Below are 22,782 nucleotides of genomic sequence, written 5' to 3'. Positions count from 1 at the left end.
CCGCGAGATAAAAAAATGGGGGTTGTGAAGTGGTGATTGTCTCCAATCGCCGCTCACAACCCCGCTTCTCCCAGGTCTGTACTTGAGTTACTTTCAGCCATCCGGCCCGCGCAAACAAGAGTACTGAGGGTGGTATACCTTCGGGTGTAGACCTAAGTCCCACATTCCCCAATAGCTACGGAATACGACACAAGATCAGGCTCGAGTGCCGGCACGGCTGGGCTGCAGGCGCGTGGCTCGCTCTTCAATCGCTCGCAACGTCAGTTCGACGCGATTACTGGATCGCGTTTTCCGCAACATCCGGCCTAGGTGCGCCTTCACCGTCACCTCGTCGATGCCCATTGCCGAAGCGATGTCTCGATTGGTGCGGCCATCCATAAGAAGATGCAGCACCTCGAGTTCGCGTGGCGTCATCACGCCGACGACGGAATCAGTACTGGCAACCGTACCGCCGAAGTTCACCCTCCCTGCATCGATCAAACGGGCGAGCACCTTGCGCGGTGCCCAGATCGAGCCATCGAGCACGACCTCCATAGCCATGCGGATCTCACCCTCGCTGGCGGTCTCTGCAAGGTACCCCTTAGCTCCTGCGCCGATCACGCTCTGCACATACTCGGGGTCGATCTGCGCGCCCATCACTACGACCTTCAAACCGTTGTAGTCGCGTCGCACGCGTGAAATCATGTCCGACAGTTCATCGAGTGGCATACGTGTATCAAGCAGCAGCGCATCGAAGTTCGCTGGGTCGCTCGAAGGGACACCATGCCGCGCGTCCAACCGCTGGATCTCGCGGTCCTCGGACATACCAAGCGATACCGCATCCACCAAAACGGTCTCTTCCAGAATAGCCAGCAACCCGATGGAGCGCAGGGGGTCAGCTGCTATTACACCCACACGTGCTCTTGAGCCTCTTGTCAACGTCGCGCTCCTGCGTCGATACGGTTCGTTGTTCTTTCTGTGTTGTGTACAACGTACTGCCTGGCCCTTGAACTTCGCAGCTTGGCTCTTACAGCTTTGGCAGAACGATACCCTGCTGGTTTTGATACTTGCCCTTGCGGTCCGCGTAGCTGACTTCGCAGGGTTCGTCGCCCTGGAAGAAGAGTATCTGGCAGAGACCTTCATTGGCGTAGATGCGCGCCGGCAACGGCGTCGTGTTCGAGATCTCGAGGGTCACATACCCTTCCCATTCCGGTTCGAACGGCGTCACGTTGACGATGATGCCGCAGCGCGCATACGTACTCTTGCCCACGCAGATCGTGAGCACATCGCGGGGAATGCGGAAGTACTCGATCGAACGTGCAAGGGCAAAAGAGTTCGGAGGAACGATGATGGTGTCCGCTTCGACCGAGACAAACGACTTCTCGTCGAAGGCCTTCGGATCGATGATCGCGCTATTCACATTCGTAAAGATCTTGAACTCGTTCGAAACGCGCAGATCGTAGCCATAAGACGAAAGTCCATAGGAGATCACACCCTCACGTACCTGCTTCTCGCTGAAGGGTTCGATCATCTTATGTTCGAGGGCTTGGGTCCGAATCCATCTATCGCTCTTGATCGACATCGTTTGAGGTCTTTGTCGCAGCGCGCCGTAACGGCAGCGGCCTGCTGTCCTTTCGAAATGAGTTCTGCCTACGAGCGTATCCTAAACCCCTGTGGGTAGCTCGTGACCCCTTGTCGCGAGGCTAAATGGCAAGCATCACAATTGACAATCCGCAGACCGCTTTCTACCATCAGAAGATATTGAACCGGGCGCACAGTAGCTCAAGCGGTTTCTATCAAATCAAAAGCGACACCCATGTCCCAACCGCTTCCACTCCAATAGGCTAAGGAAGGCATCCTCATTGATTAAGCAGGATCTCATTCAACGTGTCGTCGAACGCACCGGACTTCCCCGGATCAAGGCCGAGTCCGCCGTTGACGCCATCTTCGAAGCCATGAAGGGGGCTCTGACCAAGAGCGACCGTATCGAGCTGCGCGGCTTCGGCGTCTTCACCGTCAAACCCAGAAAGACCGGCGTGGGCCGCAATCCGCGCACTGGCGCCGAGGTCAGCATCACCCCCGGAAAGGCCGTTCGCTTCAAGCCCGGCAAAGATCTCCACCTCATCGACTAGTTTTTCCTGATTGAATCATGCAAAAAGATATGCCTGTCCCATTCACCGGGTCAGGCATATCTTTTTGCTTCCCGTGCCATTTGAGGACACGCGCCTACATCAGGTGGACGGGGTCTACATCCACGACCACGGCACGGCGCGGAATCTGTTCTGCCTCCACCACGTTTAGCATCGCGCGCAACGCTGCGCTCAGCACATCGCGACGATCGGCCTTTAACACCATGTGATACCGGTAGATCCGTTTCAACTTAGAGTTCGGCGCGGGTGCCGGTCCCAGCACCCGCACGCCCTCCGGCTTATGTTGGCTCAGCCAGCGGCCCAGCTTCGTCGCCCAACCCAGAACCTCTTCGAGCCGCTCGCCCTGGATAATTACATTCGCCAGCACACTCAGCGGCGGATACTTCATCGCTCGCCGGAAGTACATCTCCTTCGCGGCAAAGCCCGTGTAATCATGCTCGCGCGCAAACTGATTCACATAGTGGTCAGGCTGATAGCTCTGCACCAGCACCTTGCCCGGTAGCTCACCGCGGCCAGCGCGGCCACTGACCTGCGTCAGCAGCTGGAACACACGCTCGGAGGCACGGAAGTCCGGCAGCCCCAGCGCAAAGTCTGCTCCGACGACCCCAACGAGCGTAACGCCGTGAATGTCGTGCCCCTTGGCGATCATCTGCGTCCCCACCAGCAGGTTGATCTCGCCCGAATGAAGTTTAGCCAGGAGCCGTTCCATGTCCCCACGAGTACGCACGGTGTCACGATCCATGCGGCCAATCCGCGCGCCCGGAAACAGCTCCTGCAGAATCTCCTCACCCTGCTGCGATCCCGCCCCGAGGTAGTACAGGTGCTCGCTCTGGCACTTGGGACAGTCCTTGGGCACATTGCGCCGGAACCCGCAGTAGTGGCACTCCAACCGCTGCCCGACCCGCGCTTCGCCGTTCAGACTCTGTTCCTCGCCACCCTTGTGATACGTCAGCGAGATGGCGCAGTTCTCGCATTCCAGCTTTTCGCCACAGCTGCGACACATCACCACAAAGCTATAACCGCGCCGGTTCAGCAGGATGATCACCTGCTCACCGCGACCGAGCGCCGCCGTCGTTTCCTCGATCAGCCGCCGGGCAAACAACTGCTCCTTGCCCGTCTCGCGAAACTCCTCGCGCATGTCGATCATCTCGACCTTCGGCAGCGGTCGCGAGGCGACGCGCTCCGTCATTTCGATGCGCACATAGCGGCCACGCTCGGCGTTGCTCCAGCTTTCGAGCGACGGCGTCGCCGAGCCCAGCACGACCGTGCAGCCGAGCAGTTTGGCCCGCATCACGGCGACGTCGCGACCGTGGTAGCGCGGCGTCTCCTCCTGCTTGTAACTACTGTCGTGCTCTTCGTCGACGAGGATCAATCCGAGCTCTGGCATCGGCGCAAACACCGCGGAGCGCGTGCCGATGACAACGCGGGCCTCGCCTTTACGAATGCGGTGCCACTGCTCTGCACGTTCGTCCGGCGTTAGCTGCGAGTGCAGCAGCGCCACCTCGCTGCCGAACGCCGCGACCATCTGCGCGGCGGTCCCCGGCGTCAGCCCAATCTCCGGCACCAGCAGCAGCGCCGACTTTCCAGCTGCCAGCGCCCTCTGCATCGCGGCGATATACACCGCCGTCTTACCCGAGCCGGTGATGCCATACAACAGGTGCGGTCGAAAACCGCTCTTTTCCATCGCCGCAGCAATCACCGCTAAAGCCTCTATCTGCGCCTCGTTCAATGTATGCTCATGCGCAAACTTCTTGCCATGCTGGCTCAGGCTCGTCACATGGAAGGCCTGGGCTGACTCCTCCAGCCGCACCAGCCCCCGCTTCACCAAAGTGCCCAGCGACGATTCGGGCACACCATGCACCGCCAGCCGTATCCGCAGCTCCCGCACCAACTCGCGCCCACCGCAGCCTGCGAGTTCCGCCATCACGGCTAGCTGGTTTTCGTTCAACTTCGGCAGCCGCTTCGTCTGCTGTTCTTCTACACCCTGCTCTCGATTCCCTACTACCTGCTCTTCAAGAACGGCCACCATCTCCACCCGTCTCGCATCGCGTACCTCCTGCAGCGGCTCGCGCACCAGCCACTTCTTCTTGGCCATCGCGTCGAGCATCGCCTTATTCGCGCCCGTCGCGCTACGGATCGCCGACACCTTGCCCGGCTCGCCGCTCTCCAGATAATTCAACACTGCGTATTCGCGGTTCTGCTCTTCCGGCGTCAGCTTCGACCGCCGCGAGCTGCCCTTCGCCGCGCCCTCATACAGCACGCGCCGTCCCTGCTCGCCGATGCGATAGGTCCACTGGCGCTTGACCTCAGCCGTCAGCGGCATCATGCCGCGCAGCACCTCGCCCAGCGGAGCGCAGTAGTAGGCGGCAATCCACTTGCCCAGCTCCATCAGTTCATCGGGAAGCAGTGCAGCCTCATCAAGCACCCGCTCGACACGCTTGACCTCGACGCCCTCGTCCGGAGCTGCATCATGCACCGCCATCACGATGCCCACCAGCCGCTGCCCACCGAACGGCACCATCACCCGCGCGCCTACCTCCGCCTCAAGCTCACCCAGCTCGTACGTAAAGGCCCGGTCCAACGGCACCGGCAACGCGACATCGCAATACTGACTCACCTCTCCAGACTATTCCCCGGCGCTGTGAATAGCCTCTTGCGCCGGAGGGGTTCCAGAGCTTGCGGCCTTCTTCAACAGTTTCAACTCCTTCGCTGCAGCCTTCGCATCCTGCAGCAGCTTCTCCACCCGCGCCGGAAGATCCTTCGCGCCCACACTCAGCAATCCTGCCGCCTGTCGCAGCAGCGCATAGTCCCGCCGAGCCGTCTCCACCGCACGCAGGCCACAGACAAACTCCACGCGCGTTCCCTGCTTCACCTTCTCCGTGCGCCGCACAAGGATCGATCCAATCGCACCCGTGCTCGCAACATGCGTGCCACCGCACGCGTTGAACTCGATGCCCTGCATCTCCACAATCCGCATCGGACCTTGGCGTTCCGGCAGCTTGCGCAACTCGCCGCGCTGCAGCATGGCCTCAGCTTCTGCGCGCTCCACCCACCTCGGTGCGATCACCCTATCCTCGTAGATCACGCGATTCGCCGCAGCCTCAACCTGCTGCAGATGCTCCTCGCTCAGCTTCTCCACCGCAAGATCAATCGTCACGCTGTCCGCACCGAGATGAAACGACACCGTCTTCGCGCCGACTTCCTCAAGAAAGATCGCCGAAAGCAGATGCTGCCCCGAGTGCTGCTGCGCGTGGTCCATCCTCCGCGACGCATCCACGCGCCCCACAATCTCAGTCTCATGCATGAGCGGCTTGCGGACGTAGTGCCACACCTCGCCAGCCTCGTCCTCTTCGACGCGCTCGACCTGCACCTCAAGCACAGCGCCGCTGCGCGAGGTCGCCGTGAGCGTACCAAGGTCGAACGGCTGTCCGCCACCGACTGGATAGAAAGCTGTCTTGTCGAGCGAGATCTGCCACAGCTGCCCGTTCGTGTCCTTCGAATCGAGCCGGATGTCGGTCACCGTCGCGGCAAACTCCAGCGCGCGTAGCTCCAGAGCAGACGCGTTGTAATAAAGTCTCTCGGCAACCACTACTTTGCAGCCCCCATCACCAGGCGATTGAGCGCTTCGACCTCAGCCTTGCTGCCCACGATCAGCGACGTGCGTTCGTGAATTCCTTCAGCCTTTAGATCAAGAATCCGCGTCGCTCCATTCACCGCCGCGCCGCCTGCTTTCTCCGCAATCAACGCCAGCGGACGAGCCTCATACAGCAGCCGCAGCTTGCCCGTCGGCGCTTTCTCCGTCGGTGGATACAGAAACACACCACCCTTCAGCAGCGTGCGATGAAAGTCCGCCACCAGGCTGCCGATGTAGCGCGCGCTGTAGGCCTTACCCGCCAATCCTTCGCTCACCAGCGTCTTCACAAACTCCTGGTACGCCACCGGCCAGCTCGCGGCATTCGCCTCGTTGGCTGAGTAGTACGGTCCCTGCGGAGGCATTGTCATCGACTCGCTCGTCAGCACGAATCTCCCCTCGGCATCGAGTGTGAAGCCTGCCACGCCATCCTTATCCCCGAACGCAATCACCATCACCGTCGAAGGCCCATAGACCACATAGCCCGCAGCGATCTGCTCGGTTCCCGGCTTCAGCACCGACTCCACCACATCGCCGCTGACGCGCGCAATGCTGAAGATCGTGCCGACGTTCACATTCACATCAATGTTCGAAGAGCCGTCGAGCGGATCGAAGATGACCGCGAACTCCGCGCCCGGATGGTCGAACATGACAGGTCCCTCGTCCTCTTCGCTCACCACCGCCGCAACACTCTTCACCTTACCGAGTTGCGCGATCAGTTCGTCATTCGCGTACACATCCAGCTTCTGCTGCTGCTCACCCTGCACGTTCACCGCGCCAAACGCGCCATAGACATCGCTCAGGCCTGCCAGCCGAATCTGACGCTCGATCCCCTGCGAGGCCACCGCTATCGCTGCAAAGACCACACCCAGCTCCGCGCCTGCGCGCTCCGTTACAAACTCTTCCACCGTCCTTCTGTATGCCATGCCGCCCTCGTCATCTTCAAACCTGCGCTTACAGTATTTCACCTTACAATCCCAGTATGCTCACCCGACGCCGCCTCCTCTTCACCGCGACTGCCGCCGCGCCCGCTTTCGCCCTCGGTTCCTCTGCCGCCTCAGCCCAGCGCGCTGCCGCCGAAGAGTCCGACGGCAAGCCGCTTCCACCGTCGATCCTCGCCCTGAAGAACCGCTCGCACGAGGCTGTGCCCATCACTTCGACCGAGCGCCAGCAGCGCCTCGATCGCGCCCGCGAGCTGATGCAGCAGCAAAAAATCGCGGCGCTCACCATCACCGGCGGCACCTCGCTGCAATACTTCCTCGGTATCGGCAGCGGACAGTCCGAACGCATGTTCGCCTGGACGCTGCCAGCCAGCGGCGCTCCGTTTATCGTCTGCCCCTCGTTTGAAGAGGGGCGCATGACAGAGGCGCTCCATACCGTCCCCGGCGGAGCAACCACAAAGATCTACACCTGGCATGAAGATGAAGATCCGTACGCGCTGCTCGCTTCATCGCTGAAGGCCGCCACAACCTCATCCCTGCCGCTGGCACTCGACGAGCGCTTGCAGTTCGTCTTCGCCGACCGCATCGCCAAGGCCGTCGCCCCACGTGCCACAACCTCCGGCATCCCAATTGTCTCCGGCTGCCGCAGCCTCAAGACCCCTGCCGAGCTCGCGCTGATGCAGCTCGCCAACAACATCACGCTTTCGGTCTACAAGGCCGTCTACCAGGCCTGCGGTCCGGGCATGACCAACCGCCAGTTCACCTCGCTGGTCGACGCCGGCTACGCGCGTTGCGGCGTTCGCGGCGAAGCCTCCTGCCAGGTCGCCGAGTTCTCCGCTCAACCCCACGGCTCGCCTACGCCGCAAATCATCCGAGAAGGGGAGATGGTACTGATCGATGACGGCTGCTTCGTCGAAGGCTACCAGTCGGACATGTCTCGCAGCTTCGTCTACGGCAAACCCACCGATCGCCAGAAAAAGGTCTTCGATGTCGTCCACGCCGCGCAGGCAGCAGCGCTCGCGGCCGCGCACCCCGGTGCAGAGATGCAGTCGGTCGACGCCGCCGCCCGCAAGGTCATCACCGACGCAGGCTTCGGCCCCGACTACAAGCACTTCACCCACCGCGTCGGCCACGGCATCGGCATGGACATGCACGAGTGGTACTACCTCGTCCGCGGCAACACCATGAAGCTCGCCCCCGGCATGACCTTCTCCGACGAACCCGGCATCTACCTCGCCGACGACCCCGCACCCTTCGGCGTGCGCCTCGAAGACGATATGTTGATCACCGCGGACGGCGCAAAGCTCTTCACGCCGCAAAGCCCCAGCCTCACCGACCCGTTTGGGAACGCCTAGAGCGTGTTTTACAAATACGCATCTTTTTGGAATTGGCATCCTAAGCGCAGCGAAGGACCTGCTGTTTGCTCATAGCCGCATGGCTTTCAAGGGTTTATGAAACACGCCAAACAACAAGCCCCGAGGCAGACCTCGGGGCTTATTCCTTACCAGACTTTGCAACTTACTTCGGCATCACCATCAGCTCGACACCGCTTGCAGCATCTGCCTGGTGAAACACCGTCTCGGTCGCCTTCTTGAAGTCCGTCGGCTTCGCTTTCGCGATGTCCATGAACACGTTCGGATTGCGATCGGTCAGCGGGAACCACGAGCTCTGCACCTGCACCATGATGCGATGGCCCTTGAGGAACGTGTGGTTCACGTCCTGCATGGAGAAGTCCACCGTCGTCAGCTTGTTCGGCACCAGCGCCTCGGGCTTCGCCAGCGAGTTCCGAAACTTCGCGCGGAACGGCTCGCCGCGCACCAACATCTGGTAGCCGCCCATCACCACCGGCGGAGCGCCCAGTACATGCTTGCCCTCGTTCGGCGTCTGCGGATACTCAAAGTCTGCCGGATACACATCGATCAGCTTCACATCGAAGTCCGCATCCGTCCCGGTCGACGCAATCTTCAGCCGCGGCTTCACCGGTCCGACGACCGTCACATCCTCGGTCAGCGGCTCCGTCTCATACACCAGCACATCCGGCCGAGTCGCCGCGAACCGCTGATCGTCATCCATGTAGCGCTGCGGCGGATCGGCCTCGCTCACATAGCCGAGGTAGGGCACTGGGTGTGCCGGGTCGCTCACATACTCGTCCCTGCTCGTCTTCGCAGCAGGAGCGGTCCAGGCCAGTCCGCCGCCCGGCTGGAAGTAAATCATCTTCGACACAGCCTGCCGTGGCGGCCACGCGTCGTATTTCTTCCAGACGTCGCTGCCCGTCTCGAACGTGTACGCCTTCGGCAGCGGAGCCCACGCTGCGCCCTTCAAATAATGCGCAAAGAACGGCGCCTCGATCGTCTCGGCATAGAACACCGACGTATCCGATCCAAAGCGAATGTCTCCCAGTGAAGCTCCTGTGCCGCGCGACCAGCCGCCATGCACCCACGGACCTTCCACAAGCGTATCCGCCGCGGCCTCGGGGCTCATCTTCGCTACCGCATGGAAGCCCTTCACGGGCCCTGCGAGATCTTCCGCATCGAACCAGCCACCCACAAACATCACCGCAGCCTTCACGCCCTGCATGTGCAGCTCCATGTTGCGCGCGGCCCAGTACTCGTCATACGTATTATGGATAGTCTGATCGTGGTACAGCGGGTTCGTGCCACCCTCTGGCGAATCGAGCTTCGCCAGCGTGCCCATCTGCAGATAGTACTGATAGGCATCCGGCGTCGAGAACTTGAAGTTGTTCGGCGGCTCGACCTTCAGCGGATTCTGCTGAGGCCGGTAGAACGGCGCATAAAAAGAGTGGTTCGCCGACAACATGAACGCGCCCCCGTGATAGCTGTCGTCCCCATCAAGCAGATTAATCATCGGTGCCTGCGGGCTAGCAGCCTTGATCGCCGGATGCCCGTCGATGATGCTCGCCGCCGTATAGAAACCCGGATAACTGATACCCAGGATGCCGACGTTGCCGTTATTCCCCGTCACATGCTTCAACAGCCAGTCCACCGAGTCGAAGGTGTCGGTCGATTCGTCGATTCCCTTGCCGTCCTTCGGCGGAGTCATCTCCACCCAGCTGCCTTCGCTCTCCCACCGTCCGCGCACATCCTGACAGACGAGGATGTAGCCCGACTTCAGCATCGCCATATTGCTCGTCACGCGCGGCTGCACCGTCGGGTTGTCGTAGCTGCCGCAGCTATACGGGGTGCGTGTCATCAGAAACGGATACGGTCCCTTGTCCTCGACCTTGTCGGCAATCGGCGTATACACCTGCGTGTAGAGCTTGACGCCGTCGCGCATCGCGATGCGGTACTCGTGCTTCTCATAATGGCTCTTGAAGAACTCCGACATGGCACTCTGCTGCGACTGGGCCTGCGCCACTCCCGCGGCGAAACCTGCCAGCACCAACCCCATCCACACGCGACGCGTACAACCCATAAACATCCTCCAGGCTTCACGATACGAAGCACCTACATCCAACTGCAAACGGTCTCTACCGGGATTGTATCGCCTCCAATCTGTCATACTTCCAGCTATGCGCCTCCGTTGGCAGCTCGTCGTTTGTTTATCCCTGCTGCTAGCCTTCGACCCTGTCCTGCCAGGCCAACAGGAAGTCTCACCGAGGCCCTACGTTCTGCACGCTTACGTCAACCTGGTGCAGGTGCCGACCCTCGCGCTCACCTCCGACTTCACGACCCTGCCAGAGATGGTGCGGACACAGTTCTCTCTTAGCCTCGATGGCGGTCCAGCCTTTCATCCGACTCGCATGCACGTCGAAGGCGATGAGCCGATCTCACTCGCCATCCTGCTCGACGCCAGCGGCGACCAGGATCGGATTCTGCACGTCCTTCCGCAGGCGCTCGCCAGCCTGGCGCGTACCTCCCTCAACTCCCGCGACCACGTCTCCATTTATGCGATGGATTGCCATCTTATTCGAACCGGCCTCAATCTCCCCGCCGATCCCGCGGTCCTCCAGTCTGCGGTCGAGAGAGGTCTGAAAGAACCAACGCTGCACGGCACCAAAACCCACGGCGCCTGCGGCCGTTCCCTCACCACCTGGGATGCCGTCGCCCGCGTCACGCAACTCCTCGGCGACGAAAGCGGACGTCGCGCCCTGCTACTCGTCTCCACCGGACACGATCACAAGAGCCGTAACACCCCAGCTACCGTTCTTCACCTGGCCGTCGATAAGAGCGTCTCGATCTTCGCCATCCGTGACCTGCTCCGTTTTCGAGGAGACTTCGGCCTCAACCGTTTTCCAGCCTCTACCCGCCCAATTTATCTAGCTCTCGCAGACTCCTCGGAGGACCAGTTCACCGAACTCTGCGAGTCCACCGGCGGCCTGATCATCACGCTCGATAGCGATTACCTCCGACAGGGTCTCGAGCAGTTCATCGCCCTGCTTCGCAACCGCTACATCCTGGAATTTCCCCGCCCGAACACCCACGTCGGCGGCGAGCATCGCATCGACGTCAGCATCCCGAGCCGAAACACATTTATCGTCACGACCGGCGTCAGCGTCCCCCTGCCGGACGCGGCGCTCGAGTCCGATCCCAACACCATCCCCTCTAGCCCGTCCCCCGCAATCCTCGGCAATCGCAAGGTGCTTCCCCACACTCCCTGACCTCGCAGGAAGCAGTCGCTTTTTCTCTCCCTCAATCGTTCCGCAGAGTCTTCTTCTCTGGTATCGTTCCGGGATGAATTGCGTCCCGGTCTGCGCCTCTTTCAAAGTCTTCTGCGTCGCATTCCCGCTGGCCCTCCTTGCGTCTTCAGCGACGGCCCAGGCACCTGCGTCTGCGCCCGACAAAAGCCTCGAGATTCCCACCCTGGTCGTCGATCACGACCACCGGCCTGTCGGCGATCTCACGCCAGGCCAGTTCAGCATCTCGGTCGATAATCACCCGTCCTTCGCTCCCGTAGCGATTCGCGAGCAGCACAACGAGCCCGTCGCCCTCACCGTCCTCATCGACGCGAGCCGCGACCCCTACCATGACCTGAGCAACCTGGGCGAGGAGATAGGCGGACTCACCTCCACCATGTTTCTTCCCGATGATCGCCTCTCCATCTACGCGCTCGATTGCGTGATGACCCGATCTCTTTACAACATGCCGCCCACGCCGGAGAACGTGCGTAAGGCTGTCGCGAGTGCGATGTCCCAACCGGACCTGCACAACCACGACAAGTCCTCCACCTGCGGCAAGTCCGTCCATCTCTGGGACAACATCGCAGCCGCCGTTGCAGCGCTGTCCAAACTGCCAGGGCGTCGCGTGCTGCTCGTCGTCTCCAGCGGCCACGACGGCGGCAGCAAGTACAACTGGCAGACCGTTCAGCAGTATGCGCTCGATCAGGATGTTGCGATCTTCGGAATCCGCGACCAGCGCCAATTTGATGCCGATACCTTCACGCCGAGCGCGCTTTCGGTGAAGAACGGTCACACCGGTCAGACCATCTCGCCCACGCCCGAGACCCGCGAGGCCACGAAGCTCGATCTGCTCTGCGCGAACGCCGGCGGCCTCATCCTTAACGCCCTTCCGCTCCGCCGCAACGAGACCTTCGCCTACTTCCTGTTCATCGTCCGCCACCGCTACATTCTCACGATTCCCGCTGAGGCCTATCCGCAAGGCGCGGACCATACGCTCAAGGTGACGATACCCCGCTCCCCCTTCTTCGTCAGCGCCGCGGGCGCAGGGCCGCCGCAGCCGCCCTCCTAGCTCACCAGCTCCAGCTCGCGCGACTTCCCTGCCAGCCGCATCACCAGCCGTTCCAGCACCAGCCGCTTATCTGGCGGGCTGGACCGCAGCTCCAGGTCAGCCTTCGCAATCATCTGCAGGCCACGCGTCAACTCGCTGCGATCCTTGTACCGCCTCGCCTGCGCAATCAGCGCATCCGCTGCGAACGGCGCCACGCGGAATCCCGGCCACAGCACCTGCCACATCGCACGCTGGTCCTTTACCTGCTTCTCGTTCAGCACCAGCATCTGTCGAAAGGTTTTGGCCAGCATAAATACCTGCCCGATCGCGGCATCCTCACCGCCCTCCGACGCATTCAACAAGCCATGCAGCAGGGCCAGCGCGCGCGGCGCATCCTTCAGGCTGATCGCATCCGTCAGCTCGTAAAGGCTGCGCTGCTTCGCTGCTGAGACCATCGTCTCCACATCCGCCAGCTCGACCCGTTCGCGGTGCATCGCGCCTGCATACAGCAGCATCTTTTCGAGCTCACTCGCGGTCAGCAGCATGTCCGCGCCCAGCGCATCCACAAGCTCCCGAGCGGCGTCGTCGGTGAAGACCACGCCCTTCGCCTGCGATTCACGCAGCACCCACTTCACCGCGTCGTCCTCACTCACGCGCTGCAGTTCGACGATCCCACACACATCGCCCAGCGTCTCGCGAATCTTCTCGGCGCGCTCCTTGTCCGTCATATCCATCCGTCGCACATCCTGCGGCAACGCAATATGGTCAGCCACAAAGATCAGCAGCGCCTGCGGATTCGGACTCCGAAAGTACGCATCGAGCGCGGCAAACTCATCTTTCTTTTGCCCGCGTCCATACAGCGTCTTGACGTTACGCAGGAACAGCACCTGGAACGGAGCCATCAGCGATGGCGTCTGTGCAAGATCGAGCGCATCGAAGATCGTCGTCGACGCCAGGTCCAGATCATGCAGGCAGAACTCGCGCATGTCCTCCGGCACCAGCGTCTTCAACACACCCTTGCGGCACATTTCGTAAAGAAACGCCTCATCCCCGAGCAGCACATAGCACGGTCGGCGCGCATCCCCGCTCACCTCCGCGAGGAAGCGTTCGACTCCCGAAAAGCTCTTCAGCGCGCTCATTGGAACGACTCCAGCATGTCGCTCACCAGTGCCTTCGCAAACTCCTTCGACACACGCCGCATCGCTGCGCCATCCTCTTGCACGAAGCCTGAAAGATCCTGCGTCGACTGGTACTGCTCGTGCCAGGCCATCGCATCGTTCTGATAGAGCACCGTTCCGTCCTGCGCCACCAGCTGCACACTCGCGGTAATGCTCACCAGGTAGCTCGATGTTTGTCCGCTCGAAGGATCGTAGGTCAGCGGCGTCACCGTCTGAGCTGTGATCGTTCCCTTCAGCGTTGCGTCGGCGCTGCCCTTTTCCGAAGCCGAAATGCGGTACTTCGTGCGCGTATTCAACTCGCGCACCACAGCCTCGGTAAACGCCGTCTCCGTGTTGAACGCCTGCACCTTGGACTGGAAGATCGGCACCGCCAGCGTCTGCACATTCGCAGGGATATGCGTCGCCGAACCCACCGCGTGATAGTCGCAGCCGCTCAGTCCCACGCACAGGAGTCCGACAAACGATGACAGCATCGCCAAACCTAATAACTTCCGCACGCTCACTCCTTCACCACGTTCACATAGTAGAAGTCCGAAGCGACCTTCACCTCCTCCAGCGTCCCTGTCCACGGCATTGCCTTCCACGTTGTCGTCACCGGTGTCACCTTCGTCCAGTGCTGCGGATCGCCGATCTCAATCGGCATCGCAAATGCCGCTTCATCGGCCTTCCAGCGGTATTCAACCTCTCCCGCCTTCGCTCCGGCCTTCAACTCCAGCACCGGCAAGTCCTTATGACGCAGATACTCGTCGAAGAACGGCGTCAGGTTCATGCCCGTCCGCTTATTCCACCACGCCTCCACCTCTTCCGTCATGATCGTCTTGTACTTGAACGCCTGGTAGAAGTCGTGAATGTCCGCAAACCACTTCTTATCGTCGCCGATCACGCTGCGCAGCGTATTCAACATCAGCGCGCCCTTGAAGTACTGGTCCTGCGGCGGCTCCGCATTCGTGTCGCGCGGTGTGATGATCGGCCGCTCGTTCTGCACCTTCGGCTTCAAGCCGTTCACATAGCGAATCGCGTCCGCCTTGCCCCAGCGGTACTCGACATACAGCACCTCGAGATACGTAGTCCACCCCTCGTGGATCCACATATCGCTCTTGTCCGCCGCCGTGATCGCGTTGCCAAACCATTCGTGCCCGCTCTCATGAATGATGATGAAATCGAACTTCATCGAAATGCCGACACCCGTCCAGTCACGGCCGTAGTAGCCATTCTCAAAGTGATTGCCATAGGCCACCGCACTTTGGTGTTCCATGCCCGCATACGGCACCTGGATCAACTTATATCCATCCTTGTCGAACGGATACTCGCCAAAGTAGTGCTCATACGCATCGAGCATCTCAGGCACCTGCGCAAACTGCACCTTCGCCTTCTCTAAATCCTCAGGCAGCGCATAGTAGTCGAGCGTCGTCTTCTCGCCCGTCTCCTTGTTCACATGCACGTCGTTCCAGTGCTGATAGTCGCCGATATTCAGCGCCACATCGTAGTTGTTGATCGGGTAATGCACCTGCCACTGCCACTCGGTATAGCCATCACCGAGGTCCTTGCTCGCAACGAACCGTCCGTTTGATACATCCGTCAGCCCGTTCGGCACAGCGATATCCAGCTCCATGCCCTCCTGCGGCTCGTCCTTCCACTGATCCTTGTTCGGCCACCAGATGCTCGCGCCCTCTTCCTCGCAGGCGGTCGTGATCCACGGCTTGCCTGCCTTGTCCTTATCGAACGAGAAGCACCCGAACCGCCCCTGCGTCACCGGTTGGCCGTGATACGCAATGGTGATCTCATCAACGCTGTCCTTCTTCAATTCTCGTGGAAACTCCACGTAGAACGTCCGCGACTTCTCAGTCGCATCGCGTTCAAACTTTGCTGGCTTGCCATCGAAGGTCACACTGTCAATCGTCAGCAAAGGCGTCAGCTCCAGTTGGATCTTCTGCCCTGGCTGCAGCATACGGAAGCGCACCGTATTCGATCCAGCAATCGTCTTCGCCTCGGGATCGACGCGCAGCTTCAGTTTGTACGACAGCAGATCGTTGTTCGCGCGATACGGCCCATACGCTCCGCGCAGCAGATCATCCGGGGTCGGCACCTTCAACACGTCAGGCGGACGCACTCGCCCCGGTGTCGTTGTCAGCTTCTGAGCCGTGGCCGCCTTCGGTGAAGGACTCGCTGTTTGCGCCGCCAGCGTTCCCGCAAGACCCCACACAGCGACCGACCCCAACGCCCAGCTCACACGGCAAACACGCGACATTCCCATCTGCCTAGCCTATCGCACCCGCCTGAGAATCCGCTCCTGCCCTCGTCCCAGATGGGATAGCATTCCATCAGAACGTCATGTTCACACCATCCTCCATCGCCGCCCTCATCGTCGCCGCCAGCTTTGCCGCCGGTCTCAACGTCTACGCCACCGTCGCGACGCTCGGCATCCTCTCCCACTTCGACTGGGTCGTCCTCCCGCCAGGTCTCGACACTCTTGGTCATCCCTGGGTCATCTGCGTCTCCAGCCTGCTCTTTGCCGTCGAAATCTTCGCCGATAAGATTCCCGCACTCGATCTTGTCTGGAACGCCGCTCACACCTTCATCCGTATCCCCATCGCCTCGCTGCTTGCCTACAAAGCCGCCTCGCAGCTCTCGCCAGAGATGCAACTTCTCGCCGCCGCAGCCGGAGCCGCCATCTCGGCCCTCGCCCACACCTCAAAGACCGCAGCCCGCGCTCTCGTCACCCCCAGCCCTGAGCCGGTCTCCAACATCGCGCTCTCTGCCGGAGAAGACGTTGCCGCCATCTCCCTCACCTGGCTCGCCACGCACCATCCCTACACAGCTGGTTCCATCGCCACGGTCGGCATCATCCTCTTATTGCTGAGTCTGCGCTGGATCGCCGTCCGCCTCAAGCGGATGTTCCGCCGCCGCTCTCCCGAGCCCGTCCTCGTTCCCGGGGGAACGACACACCGCTAAACTAGCTCTATGCCCGCAGGCCTCCCAGCCCACATCGTCGCGCCCACTCTCAAGACCGAGCGCCTTACTCTCCGCGCCCATCGCGTCGCCGACTTTGAGCAATACTGCGCGCTCTGGTCCGACCCCGCCGTCACTCACTTCGTTCTGCTACGCCCCAGCACACGCGAAGAGGTCTGGTCACGCCTGCTGCGCTACGCAGGCCATTGGGCGCTCCTCGGCTTCGGCTACTGGGCCGTCGAAGAACGCGCCACCGGCATCTTCGTCGGCGATGTTGGCTTTGCCGAGTACCATCGCGCGTTCGATTCGCCCTTCGCTGCTCTCCCCGATCTCGGCTGGGTGCTCTCGCCCACGATGCACGGCAAGGGCTATGCGACCGAAGCCGCAACCGCCGCTCTCGCCTGGGCGCAGGCAAACATCCTCACGTTCGACGAAGTCAGCTGCATCCTCCACCCGGACAACACCGCCTCCCGCCGCGTCGCTGAAAAAGTCGGCTACCTCTATCGCGAAGCCACCACCTATCGCGACCAGCCGACACTCGTCTTCACTCAGCCGCTCCTACGTTAGACCGCGGCACAAACAAGAAGGGCGACCATCGCTGGTCGCCCTTCTTTCCATCTTTCGTTTCGACTAGGAAGCCGTCGCGCCCTCGCCGAATCCAGTCTTGCGACCCGTGTCAGGCTTCAGCACCTTCTGCGTGTCATCCGGACCACCATCGGCGTAAGCGAGAGGGCTCTTGACCGGCGGAAGTTCCTTGTCCGCGATAATCAGAGCTATCTCCGAAGCGTCCAGGGTCTCGCGCTCGAGCAGTTCCTTCGCCATGCGGTGCATGATGTCCTTGTTGCTGCTCAGGATCGAGTACGCCGAATCGTAACCGGCATCCACGAATTTGCGGACCTCGGCATCGATCTTGCGAGCGGTGTCCTCCGAGTAGTCGCGTGCCTGTGCCAGATCGCGGCCAAGGAACACTTCCTGCTCCTTCTTACCGTAGGTCAGCGGTCCCATGTCGCTCATACCGAACTCGCACACCATGCGGCGGGCAAGCTCCGTAGCGCGAACGATGTCGTTACCGGCACCGGTGGTCTTGCGACCCATGAAGATCTCCTCAGCGCAACGTCCGCCCATCAGCACGGCAAGCTGCGTGTCGAGATAATCCTTCGTCACGGTATGGCGATCTTCCTCAGGTAGATGCATCGTTACGCCCAGCGCCATGCCGCGCGGGATGATCGTCACCTTGTGAAGCGGGTCCGAGTGGTCGCGCATCGCAGCGACAAGAACGTGCCCGGCTTCGTGGTACGCCGTGTCCTTCTTGTCGTCGTCCGAGAGCAGCATCGACTTACGCTCTGCGCCCATCATGACCTTGTCCTTGGCTACTTCAAAGTCGTACATGTGTACGGCCTTGCGGTTGAAACGGGCAGCCGTCAGAGCAGCCTCGTTCACCATGTTCGCCAGGTCAGCGCCCGAGAAGCCCGGTGTGCCACGAGCGAGAACGCCCAGGTTGACGTCTTCCGCCATCGGGACCTTCTTCGAGTGGACCTTCAGCACTTCCTCACGGCCACGGATGTCAGGACGATCCACCGTCACGCGGCGATCAAAACGACCGGGACGAAGCAGCGCCGGGTCGAGCACGTCAGGACGGTTCGTCGCGGCAATCAGGATCACGCCGTCGTTCGACTCGAAGCCGTCCATCTCTACCAGTAGCTGGTTGAGAGTCTGCTCGCGCTCATCATGTCCGCCGCCGAGTCCTGCGCCACGGTGACGACCGACAGCGTCAATCTCATCGATGAAGATGATGCACGGAGCATTCTTCTTGCCCTGCTCAAACAGGTCGCGCACGCGGCTTGCACCGACGCCGACAAACATCTCGACGAAATCCGAACCGGAGATCGAGAAGAACGGAACGTTTGCCTCGCCCGCCACAGCGCGCGCCAGCAACGTCTTACCCGTTCCCGGAGGTCCGACCATCAGCACACCCTTGGGAATGCGACCACCAAGCTTCTGGAACTTCTGAGCCTCGCGCAGGAATTCGATAATCTCCTTCAGCTCTTCCTTCGCCTCGTTCACACCGGCGACATCCTTGAAGGTGATCTTCTTCTGCTGCATGCTCAACAGGCGAGCGCGGTTCTTGCCAAAGCTCATCGCCTTGTTTCCGCCGCTTTGCATCTGACGCATCATGAACAGGATGAATCCGAACAGCACCACGAACGGCAGGAACGAGATCAGTCCCTGCACCCAGATGTTGCCCTGCTGATTCTTGATTGTGACGTCGACGCCGTGGTCCTTCAGATCCTTGTACAGATCAGAGTCGTTGGCAGGGATCGTCGTCGTAATCGTGCCCGCCTTCTCATCCGCGTACTTACCCGTCAGCTCGGTCCCGTCGATCACGACCGATTTAATCTGTCCCGCTTCTGCAGCCTTCTGCGTCGCCGTCAGGCTCAGCGGATGATTGTTGCTCGTCGCCATGTTCGTCGCGACAAACTTCCAACCCAGCAACAGGCAACCCAGGGTCAGCACCCAGATCAAAAGCTGTTTGACTGTTGAATTCAATCTGCTTCCTCGTTTCCTACTCTTCCAGCAGACTGGGCGCTCGCCTCGGCGAATTCGCTTGCTCTGCTGTCCCGCGATAACCGCATCGCAGCTAACTGTTTAGACGCCATTCCTGCTCAGAAGGTGCAATCCCGGCAAGCTCCACAAAACCTGCGAAAAGCCATCTCCAACAAATTCTACTCTGCTAACGGACGAGCTTGCGGAAAATTGCACACCGCGGTGGAGGGTTCCTCCCTTGCGACGGTTCTACATCCAAAAAACTACTCAAACATTCGTAACACGCCAAAACCGTAACTCCCGCGCCGATCGCTCAATGCGAAGCCCCTCGCGCAGCTCCAATTTGCCGCCAATCTTCGCGGCCACCGCGCCAAAGCCCGCCAAAGCCAAAACTTTCGCCGTCTCCTCCGCACTCAGTCGAGATCCCACAGACCGCGCCAGCGCCCTCACCACCCGCCGCCGCAGCGCTGCGGGCATGGCCAACAGCCGCGCAATCTCTACCCCGCAGCCCTGCTCACCCACCGCCGTACTCACCGCCCGCCCCCCGCCGCGCACCGGCTTTCCCGGCAGCATCACCTGCGGCAGCACACGGGCAACTTCATCCCGCCAAAAAGCTTCTTCATCCCGCGCAACTTCCGCCATGCGAGCCAGCGCGTCGTCCACCGCAGGATTGAACCCCCGCAGCACTGGCATCAGCTCGTGTCGCACCTTATTACGAGTCAGCGACACATCCCGGTTGCTCGCGTCCTCCCGCCAATCCTGTCCCCGCTCCCGCAGAAACGCCTCCACCTCGCTCCGACGGACCCCCAGCATCGGCCGCACCACCCTCGCCGATTTCTTGAAGGTGTTGTCATCCTGAGCGGAGCGAAGGATCTGCTTTTCTACCTTTCCACCACCACCCTCCACTACCGGCGAAATCCCACCCAACCCCTCCGTCCACGCCCCGCGCACCAGCTTCATCATCACCGTCTCCGCCTGATCATCCAGCGTATGCGCCGTCACAATCGCATCGACCGCCAGCCCTCGCAGCGCCTCATATCGAAGCTCTCTGGCAGCCTCCTCCAGGCCCTCCCGCTCCGCCGCCTGCCGAGCCGCCGTATCTACCCGGAACACCGTCAGCGCCACGCCCAGCCGGTCGCAGAGCTCTTGCAGAAACGCCTCATCCCCATCGGCCTCAACCCCACGGAGACCGTGATGCACATGCGCGGCGCTCAACACCACACCCAGCGGCAACGACTCCTTCGTATACCGGCTCTTCTCTCCGGCAGCAACCGCTGTATTTGCTTCCACCAGCGCCAGCAGTAGCGCCGTCGAATCCGCCCCGCCGCTCACCGCAACGCAAACCCGCTCGCCCACTTTGAACATAGACCGATCAATTACCAACCTTTTCACCGCACTTCCCTGATCCCTATTCCCTAATCCCTGTTCCCTGCCTTATTATCCCCCGATGCCAACCCTCCGCCGCGCCACCGTAGCCGATGCCGAAACCATCACCGAGCACCGTCACCAGATGTTCGCTGACAACAAGCTCGCGAGCGAACAGCGCTTCCGCGAGATGGACGCAAACTTCCTCCCCTGGGTGCGTGAGCGACTCGCCGACGGCCGCTACGTCGGCCTGCTGCTCGAAGATGAGAAGACCGGGCAGGTCGTTGCCGGAGCTGGCATCTTCTACATGGACTTCCCGCCCCACTTCCTCGACCCCCAGCCCTGCCGCGCCTACTTGCTGAACTTCTATACCTCTCCCGAAGATCGCGGGAATGGCTACGCCAACGTCCTGCTCACCGCCGCCGTAGCCGACTGCCGCGAACGCGGCGTCGAGGTCGTCACCCTCCACGCCTCACGCTTCGGCAAACCCATTTACGAAAAGTTCGGCTTCAAACACCACAACGAGTGGGCCCTCCGCCCGGATGGAGAGCAGATCAAGCACTAATCTTGAAGCGTTGATCCGCGCTATACTGCGTATCCCATGTCTGTATTCGTCATCCTCCCCGCAGCCGGTATCGGCACCCGCATGGCCTCCACCACTGGAGGCTCGCCCAAGCAGTTCCTCGCGCTCAAAGGTCTGCCCATCCTGATCCACTCGCTGCAGGCATTCCTCGCCGAGCCCCGGGTGACGGCCATCTACGTCTCCGTGCGTGAGTCCGAACACGCCCGCGTCGCCGAACTCATCGCGGAGCACAAACTCTCAGGCAAGGTCCACGTCGTCACCGGCGGCGACACCCGCCAGGACTCCGTTGCCAACGCCCTCGCCGCGCTGCCCAGCACCTCGCCAGACGACATCGTCCTCGTCCACGACGCCGTCCGCCCGCTTATCGACACGGCCACCATCGCCCGCACCATCGCTGCGATAGAAAAGCACGGCGCCGCAATCGTTGCCACCCCGGCCATCGATACCATCAAGCAGGTCGAACGCACCGCCGACGGAGCGCTGATCACCGCCACCATCCCCCGCGAGCTCATCGTTCACGCCCAAACCCCCCAGGGCGCCCGCGTCCCCCTGCTCCGCAAGGCCTTCGCCGAAGCCGCAGCCGATGAGTTCGTAGGCACCGACGAATCCAGCCTCCTCGAACGCGCCAACATCCCCGTCTTCGTCGTCTCCGGCAGCAGCCGCAACTTCAAAGTCACCCAGCCCGGCGACCTCGAAATCGCCGAGTTCTACCTGGCCGGCTAGGTACAGCCAGCCACAAAACGGGGCGCCCCATCTTCGCGACAGCCCCATCGTCGTTAAGGTGGGTTTGCAGGACAAATCCCATCTCGCGTCCATTTCTCCGCCAAAGCATCTAAACTCTTGCTATGACCGCAGTGGCCCCACCCGTCGAGCTCTCCGAAGACCAGCTTCAGTTGATCGCCAAGGCACTCGCCGACCCGCGCCGCTACGAGATCCTCCGGAAGATCGGTACCTGTAGCCAAACCTCTATGCCCTGTTCCGAGATGCGCGAGTGCGTCACCATCAGCCCCGCCACCCTCTCGCACCACATGAAAGAACTCGAGACCGCAGGTCTGGTCCGCTCCTGCAAAGAAGGCAAGTTCGTCCGCTACTTCCCCCAGACCGACATCCTCCGCGCCTACCTCGATCGCCTCAAAGCCGACCTCGCCTAGCGAGTCACACTCTCGACACTCAGTCTTCTTAACCGGTCGCAGTGCAAAGATCGGGAATTGGTCTCACGCCCGGAAGTTGCGTGAATCGCAGGACATCACGCCAGCGGGAGTATCCTTGTCCTTAAAACTGGAGAAAGCAAATGTCGAGCCGCCTGCTCAAGCCCATGTCTCTGTTCCTCGGAGTCGTCATGTTCCTCTTCGGGTTCCTGAAATTCCTGTCGCCCTTCAGTGGCTGGTTTGACATCCAGATCCAACAAAGCCATCTACCTCACGCAGCCATCCTCGCAGGCAAACTGACAGAGATGCTCACCGGCTTACTCTTCCTGTTGCCCTGGTTTCTAAAATCGCTCAAAAAGAACAGGGCTCAGGTCATCCTGCTCGCGTGCCTGATCCTCTTCACGCAAATGGTCGTCGCCATCTATGTCCATCTGCAGCCCGGAGTCCCCGCCAGCGTCCTTCCTCTGGGTATCAAGCCACCGATTATTCCCATAACCGTTCTCGTGTTCGGATTGTTCACGGCCTCTGCCGCTTGGAAAGCAGAACAAACCGATAGCTCCGCCCCGATCCGATAGCCAATCGTTTTCACTACCGGCACGCCGAAACTCGCTTGACTTCGCTCGGTAATCA

The 22,782-nt window shown here is 61.0% G+C and carries 21 protein-coding genes; 10 read left to right on the top strand and 11 right to left on the bottom strand.

Annotated features, from left to right (window positions below):
* Window positions 1–195: 195 nt before the first annotated feature.
* Both OHL14_RS13585 and dcd read right to left on the bottom strand, forming a co-directional pair.
* Window positions 196–894 (bottom strand): response regulator transcription factor, encoded by a 699-nt coding sequence (locus OHL14_RS13585; protein WP_263379894.1) that lies wholly within the window; start codon window positions 892–894, stop codon window positions 196–198.
* A 112-nt stretch (window positions 895–1,006) separates the two neighbouring features.
* Window positions 1,007–1,561, bottom strand: coding sequence for a dCTP deaminase (gene dcd / locus OHL14_RS13580; RefSeq protein WP_263379893.1), 555 nt, complete (start codon window positions 1,559–1,561; stop codon window positions 1,007–1,009).
* A gap of 280 nt (window positions 1,562–1,841) precedes the next feature.
* Here dcd and OHL14_RS13575 point away from each other — a divergent pair, with 280 nt between their 5' ends.
* Entirely contained in the window at window positions 1,842–2,111 is a 270-nt protein-coding gene (locus OHL14_RS13575; protein WP_182277472.1) for an HU family DNA-binding protein, read from the top strand.
* A gap of 94 nt (window positions 2,112–2,205) precedes the next feature.
* On the opposite strand, the gene priA is transcribed toward OHL14_RS13575, so the two are convergent.
* Genes priA through fbp form a run of 3 tightly spaced genes read right to left on the bottom strand, consistent with a single transcriptional unit; the run spans window position 2,206 to window position 6,686 of the window.
* Window positions 2,206–4,746 carry a replication restart helicase PriA gene (gene priA, locus OHL14_RS13570; protein ID WP_263379892.1) on the bottom strand — a complete coding sequence of 847 codons (2,541 nt, stop codon included), beginning with the start codon at window positions 4,744–4,746 and terminating at the stop codon, window positions 2,206–2,208.
* Between the two features lie 9 nt (window positions 4,747–4,755).
* A complete protein-coding gene (locus OHL14_RS13565) occupies window positions 4,756–5,718 on the bottom strand; it encodes an alanyl-tRNA editing protein (RefSeq protein WP_263379891.1) in 963 nt (320 codons plus the stop codon).
* Window positions 5,718–6,686, bottom strand: a complete 969-nt coding sequence (gene fbp, locus OHL14_RS13560; protein ID WP_263379890.1) for a class 1 fructose-bisphosphatase — start codon at window positions 6,684–6,686, stop codon at window positions 5,718–5,720. Before fbp ends, OHL14_RS13565 begins: the two co-directional genes overlap by 1 nt.
* A gap of 56 nt (window positions 6,687–6,742) precedes the next feature.
* Here fbp and OHL14_RS13555 point away from each other — a divergent pair, with 56 nt between their 5' ends.
* A complete protein-coding gene (locus OHL14_RS13555) occupies window positions 6,743–8,056 on the top strand; it encodes a M24 family metallopeptidase (protein ID WP_263379889.1) in 1,314 nt (437 codons plus the stop codon).
* Window positions 8,057–8,219: 163 nt separating this feature from the next.
* Here the strand turns inward: OHL14_RS13555 and OHL14_RS13550 are convergent, their stop codons facing one another.
* Window positions 8,220–10,133 carry a CocE/NonD family hydrolase gene (locus tag OHL14_RS13550; RefSeq protein WP_263379888.1) on the bottom strand — a complete coding sequence of 638 codons (1,914 nt, stop codon included), beginning with the start codon at window positions 10,131–10,133 and terminating at the stop codon, window positions 8,220–8,222.
* Window positions 10,134–10,230: 97 nt separating this feature from the next.
* Between OHL14_RS13550 and OHL14_RS13545 the strand changes: the two genes are divergently transcribed.
* Together OHL14_RS13545 and OHL14_RS13540 are read left to right on the top strand one after the other, a co-directional pair.
* Window positions 10,231–11,319: a vWA domain-containing protein gene (locus tag OHL14_RS13545; protein WP_263379887.1), complete on the top strand. Its 1,089-nt coding sequence runs from the start codon at window positions 10,231–10,233 to the stop codon at window positions 11,317–11,319.
* A gap of 73 nt (window positions 11,320–11,392) precedes the next feature.
* On the top strand, window positions 11,393–12,406 hold the full coding sequence (locus OHL14_RS13540) for a vWA domain-containing protein (protein ID WP_263379886.1): 1,014 nt from the start codon (window positions 11,393–11,395) through the stop codon (window positions 12,404–12,406).
* Here the strand turns inward: OHL14_RS13540 and holA are convergent.
* Genes holA through OHL14_RS13525 form a run of 3 tightly spaced genes read right to left on the bottom strand, consistent with a single transcriptional unit; the run spans window position 12,403 to window position 15,817 of the window.
* On the bottom strand, window positions 12,403–13,524 hold the full coding sequence (gene holA, locus OHL14_RS13535) for a DNA polymerase III subunit delta (RefSeq protein WP_263379885.1): 1,122 nt from the start codon (window positions 13,522–13,524) through the stop codon (window positions 12,403–12,405). The genes OHL14_RS13540 and holA overlap by 4 nt on opposite strands.
* Window positions 13,521–14,060 (bottom strand): LptE family protein, encoded by a 540-nt coding sequence (locus OHL14_RS13530; protein WP_263379884.1) that lies wholly within the window; start codon window positions 14,058–14,060, stop codon window positions 13,521–13,523. Before OHL14_RS13530 ends, holA begins: the two co-directional genes overlap by 4 nt.
* Before the next feature lie 2 nt (window positions 14,061–14,062).
* Window positions 14,063–15,817: a M1 family metallopeptidase gene (locus OHL14_RS13525; protein WP_263379883.1), complete on the bottom strand. Its 1,755-nt coding sequence runs from the start codon at window positions 15,815–15,817 to the stop codon at window positions 14,063–14,065.
* 77 nt (window positions 15,818–15,894) lie between these two features.
* Between OHL14_RS13525 and OHL14_RS13520 the strand changes: the two genes are divergently transcribed.
* Together OHL14_RS13520 and OHL14_RS13515 are read left to right on the top strand one after the other, a co-directional pair.
* On the top strand, window positions 15,895–16,515 hold the full coding sequence (locus OHL14_RS13520) for a DUF4126 domain-containing protein (RefSeq protein ID WP_263379882.1): 621 nt from the start codon (window positions 15,895–15,897) through the stop codon (window positions 16,513–16,515).
* A 9-nt stretch (window positions 16,516–16,524) separates the two neighbouring features.
* Window positions 16,525–17,079 carry a GNAT family N-acetyltransferase gene (locus tag OHL14_RS13515; RefSeq protein WP_263379881.1) on the top strand — a complete coding sequence of 185 codons (555 nt, stop codon included), beginning with the start codon at window positions 16,525–16,527 and terminating at the stop codon, window positions 17,077–17,079.
* A 63-nt stretch (window positions 17,080–17,142) separates the two neighbouring features.
* Here the strand turns inward: OHL14_RS13515 and ftsH are convergent, their stop codons facing one another.
* Window positions 17,143–19,059 (bottom strand): ATP-dependent zinc metalloprotease FtsH, encoded by a 1,917-nt coding sequence (ftsH, locus tag OHL14_RS13510; protein WP_263379880.1) that lies wholly within the window; start codon window positions 19,057–19,059, stop codon window positions 17,143–17,145.
* Window positions 19,060–19,323: 264 nt separating this feature from the next.
* Window positions 19,324–20,421 carry a tRNA lysidine(34) synthetase TilS gene (gene tilS / locus OHL14_RS13505; RefSeq protein WP_263379879.1) on the bottom strand — a complete coding sequence of 366 codons (1,098 nt, stop codon included), beginning with the start codon at window positions 20,419–20,421 and terminating at the stop codon, window positions 19,324–19,326.
* An 82-nt stretch (window positions 20,422–20,503) separates the two neighbouring features.
* Between tilS and OHL14_RS13500 the strand changes: the two genes are divergently transcribed.
* The 4 genes from OHL14_RS13500 (at window position 20,504) to OHL14_RS13485 (ending at window position 22,727) form a co-directional block, all read left to right on the top strand.
* Window positions 20,504–20,986: a GNAT family N-acetyltransferase gene (locus OHL14_RS13500; protein ID WP_263379878.1), complete on the top strand. Its 483-nt coding sequence runs from the start codon at window positions 20,504–20,506 to the stop codon at window positions 20,984–20,986.
* Between the two features lie 36 nt (window positions 20,987–21,022).
* Window positions 21,023–21,727 (top strand): 2-C-methyl-D-erythritol 4-phosphate cytidylyltransferase, encoded by a 705-nt coding sequence (gene ispD, locus OHL14_RS13495; protein ID WP_263379877.1) that lies wholly within the window; start codon window positions 21,023–21,025, stop codon window positions 21,725–21,727.
* Between the two features lie 122 nt (window positions 21,728–21,849).
* Window positions 21,850–22,155: an ArsR/SmtB family transcription factor gene (locus OHL14_RS13490; RefSeq protein ID WP_263379876.1), complete on the top strand. Its 306-nt coding sequence runs from the start codon at window positions 21,850–21,852 to the stop codon at window positions 22,153–22,155.
* Window positions 22,156–22,295: 140 nt separating this feature from the next.
* The gene (locus tag OHL14_RS13485; RefSeq protein WP_263379875.1) at window positions 22,296–22,727 is read left to right on the top strand and encodes a hypothetical protein; all 432 of its coding nucleotides are present in this window, start codon (window positions 22,296–22,298) and stop codon (window positions 22,725–22,727) included.
* Window positions 22,728–22,782: the final 55 nt, after the last annotated feature.

The organism is Granulicella paludicola (genome assembly GCF_025685545.1).
In the GTDB taxonomy this organism is placed as follows: domain Bacteria; phylum Acidobacteriota; class Terriglobia; order Terriglobales; family Acidobacteriaceae; genus Granulicella; species Granulicella paludicola.
This window is presented reverse-complemented; position numbering and strand designations above follow the sequence as displayed.

What these genes read in the sequence shown, in the direction of transcription:
- ispD (WP_263379877.1), top strand. Translation starts at nt 21,023, where the DNA reads ATGTCTGTATTCGTCATCCTCCCCGCAGCCGGTATCGGCACCCGCATG.
- holA (WP_263379885.1), bottom strand. Translation starts at nt 13,524, where the DNA reads ATGAGCGCGCTGAAGAGCTTTTCGGGAGTCGAACGCTTCCTCGCGGAG.
- OHL14_RS13500 (WP_263379878.1), top strand. Translation starts at nt 20,504, where the DNA reads ATGCCAACCCTCCGCCGCGCCACCGTAGCCGATGCCGAAACCATCACC.
- OHL14_RS13540 (WP_263379886.1), top strand. Translation starts at nt 11,393, where the DNA reads ATGAATTGCGTCCCGGTCTGCGCCTCTTTCAAAGTCTTCTGCGTCGCA.
- OHL14_RS13515 (WP_263379881.1), top strand. Translation starts at nt 16,525, where the DNA reads ATGCCCGCAGGCCTCCCAGCCCACATCGTCGCGCCCACTCTCAAGACC.
- OHL14_RS13545 (WP_263379887.1), top strand. Translation starts at nt 10,231, where the DNA reads ATGCGCCTCCGTTGGCAGCTCGTCGTTTGTTTATCCCTGCTGCTAGCC.
- OHL14_RS13520 (WP_263379882.1), top strand. Translation starts at nt 15,895, where the DNA reads ATGTTCACACCATCCTCCATCGCCGCCCTCATCGTCGCCGCCAGCTTT.
- OHL14_RS13555 (WP_263379889.1), top strand. Translation starts at nt 6,743, where the DNA reads ATGCTCACCCGACGCCGCCTCCTCTTCACCGCGACTGCCGCCGCGCCC.
- tilS (WP_263379879.1), bottom strand. Translation starts at nt 20,421, where the DNA reads ATGTTCAAAGTGGGCGAGCGGGTTTGCGTTGCGGTGAGCGGCGGGGCG.
- fbp (WP_263379890.1), bottom strand. Translation starts at nt 6,686, where the DNA reads ATGGCATACAGAAGGACGGTGGAAGAGTTTGTAACGGAGCGCGCAGGC.
- OHL14_RS13550 (WP_263379888.1), bottom strand. Translation starts at nt 10,133, where the DNA reads ATGGGTTGTACGCGTCGCGTGTGGATGGGGTTGGTGCTGGCAGGTTTC.
- OHL14_RS13490 (WP_263379876.1), top strand. Translation starts at nt 21,850, where the DNA reads ATGACCGCAGTGGCCCCACCCGTCGAGCTCTCCGAAGACCAGCTTCAG.
- OHL14_RS13485 (WP_263379875.1), top strand. Translation starts at nt 22,296, where the DNA reads ATGTCGAGCCGCCTGCTCAAGCCCATGTCTCTGTTCCTCGGAGTCGTC.
- OHL14_RS13525 (WP_263379883.1), bottom strand. Translation starts at nt 15,817, where the DNA reads ATGGGAATGTCGCGTGTTTGCCGTGTGAGCTGGGCGTTGGGGTCGGTC.
- dcd (WP_263379893.1), bottom strand. Translation starts at nt 1,561, where the DNA reads ATGTCGATCAAGAGCGATAGATGGATTCGGACCCAAGCCCTCGAACAT.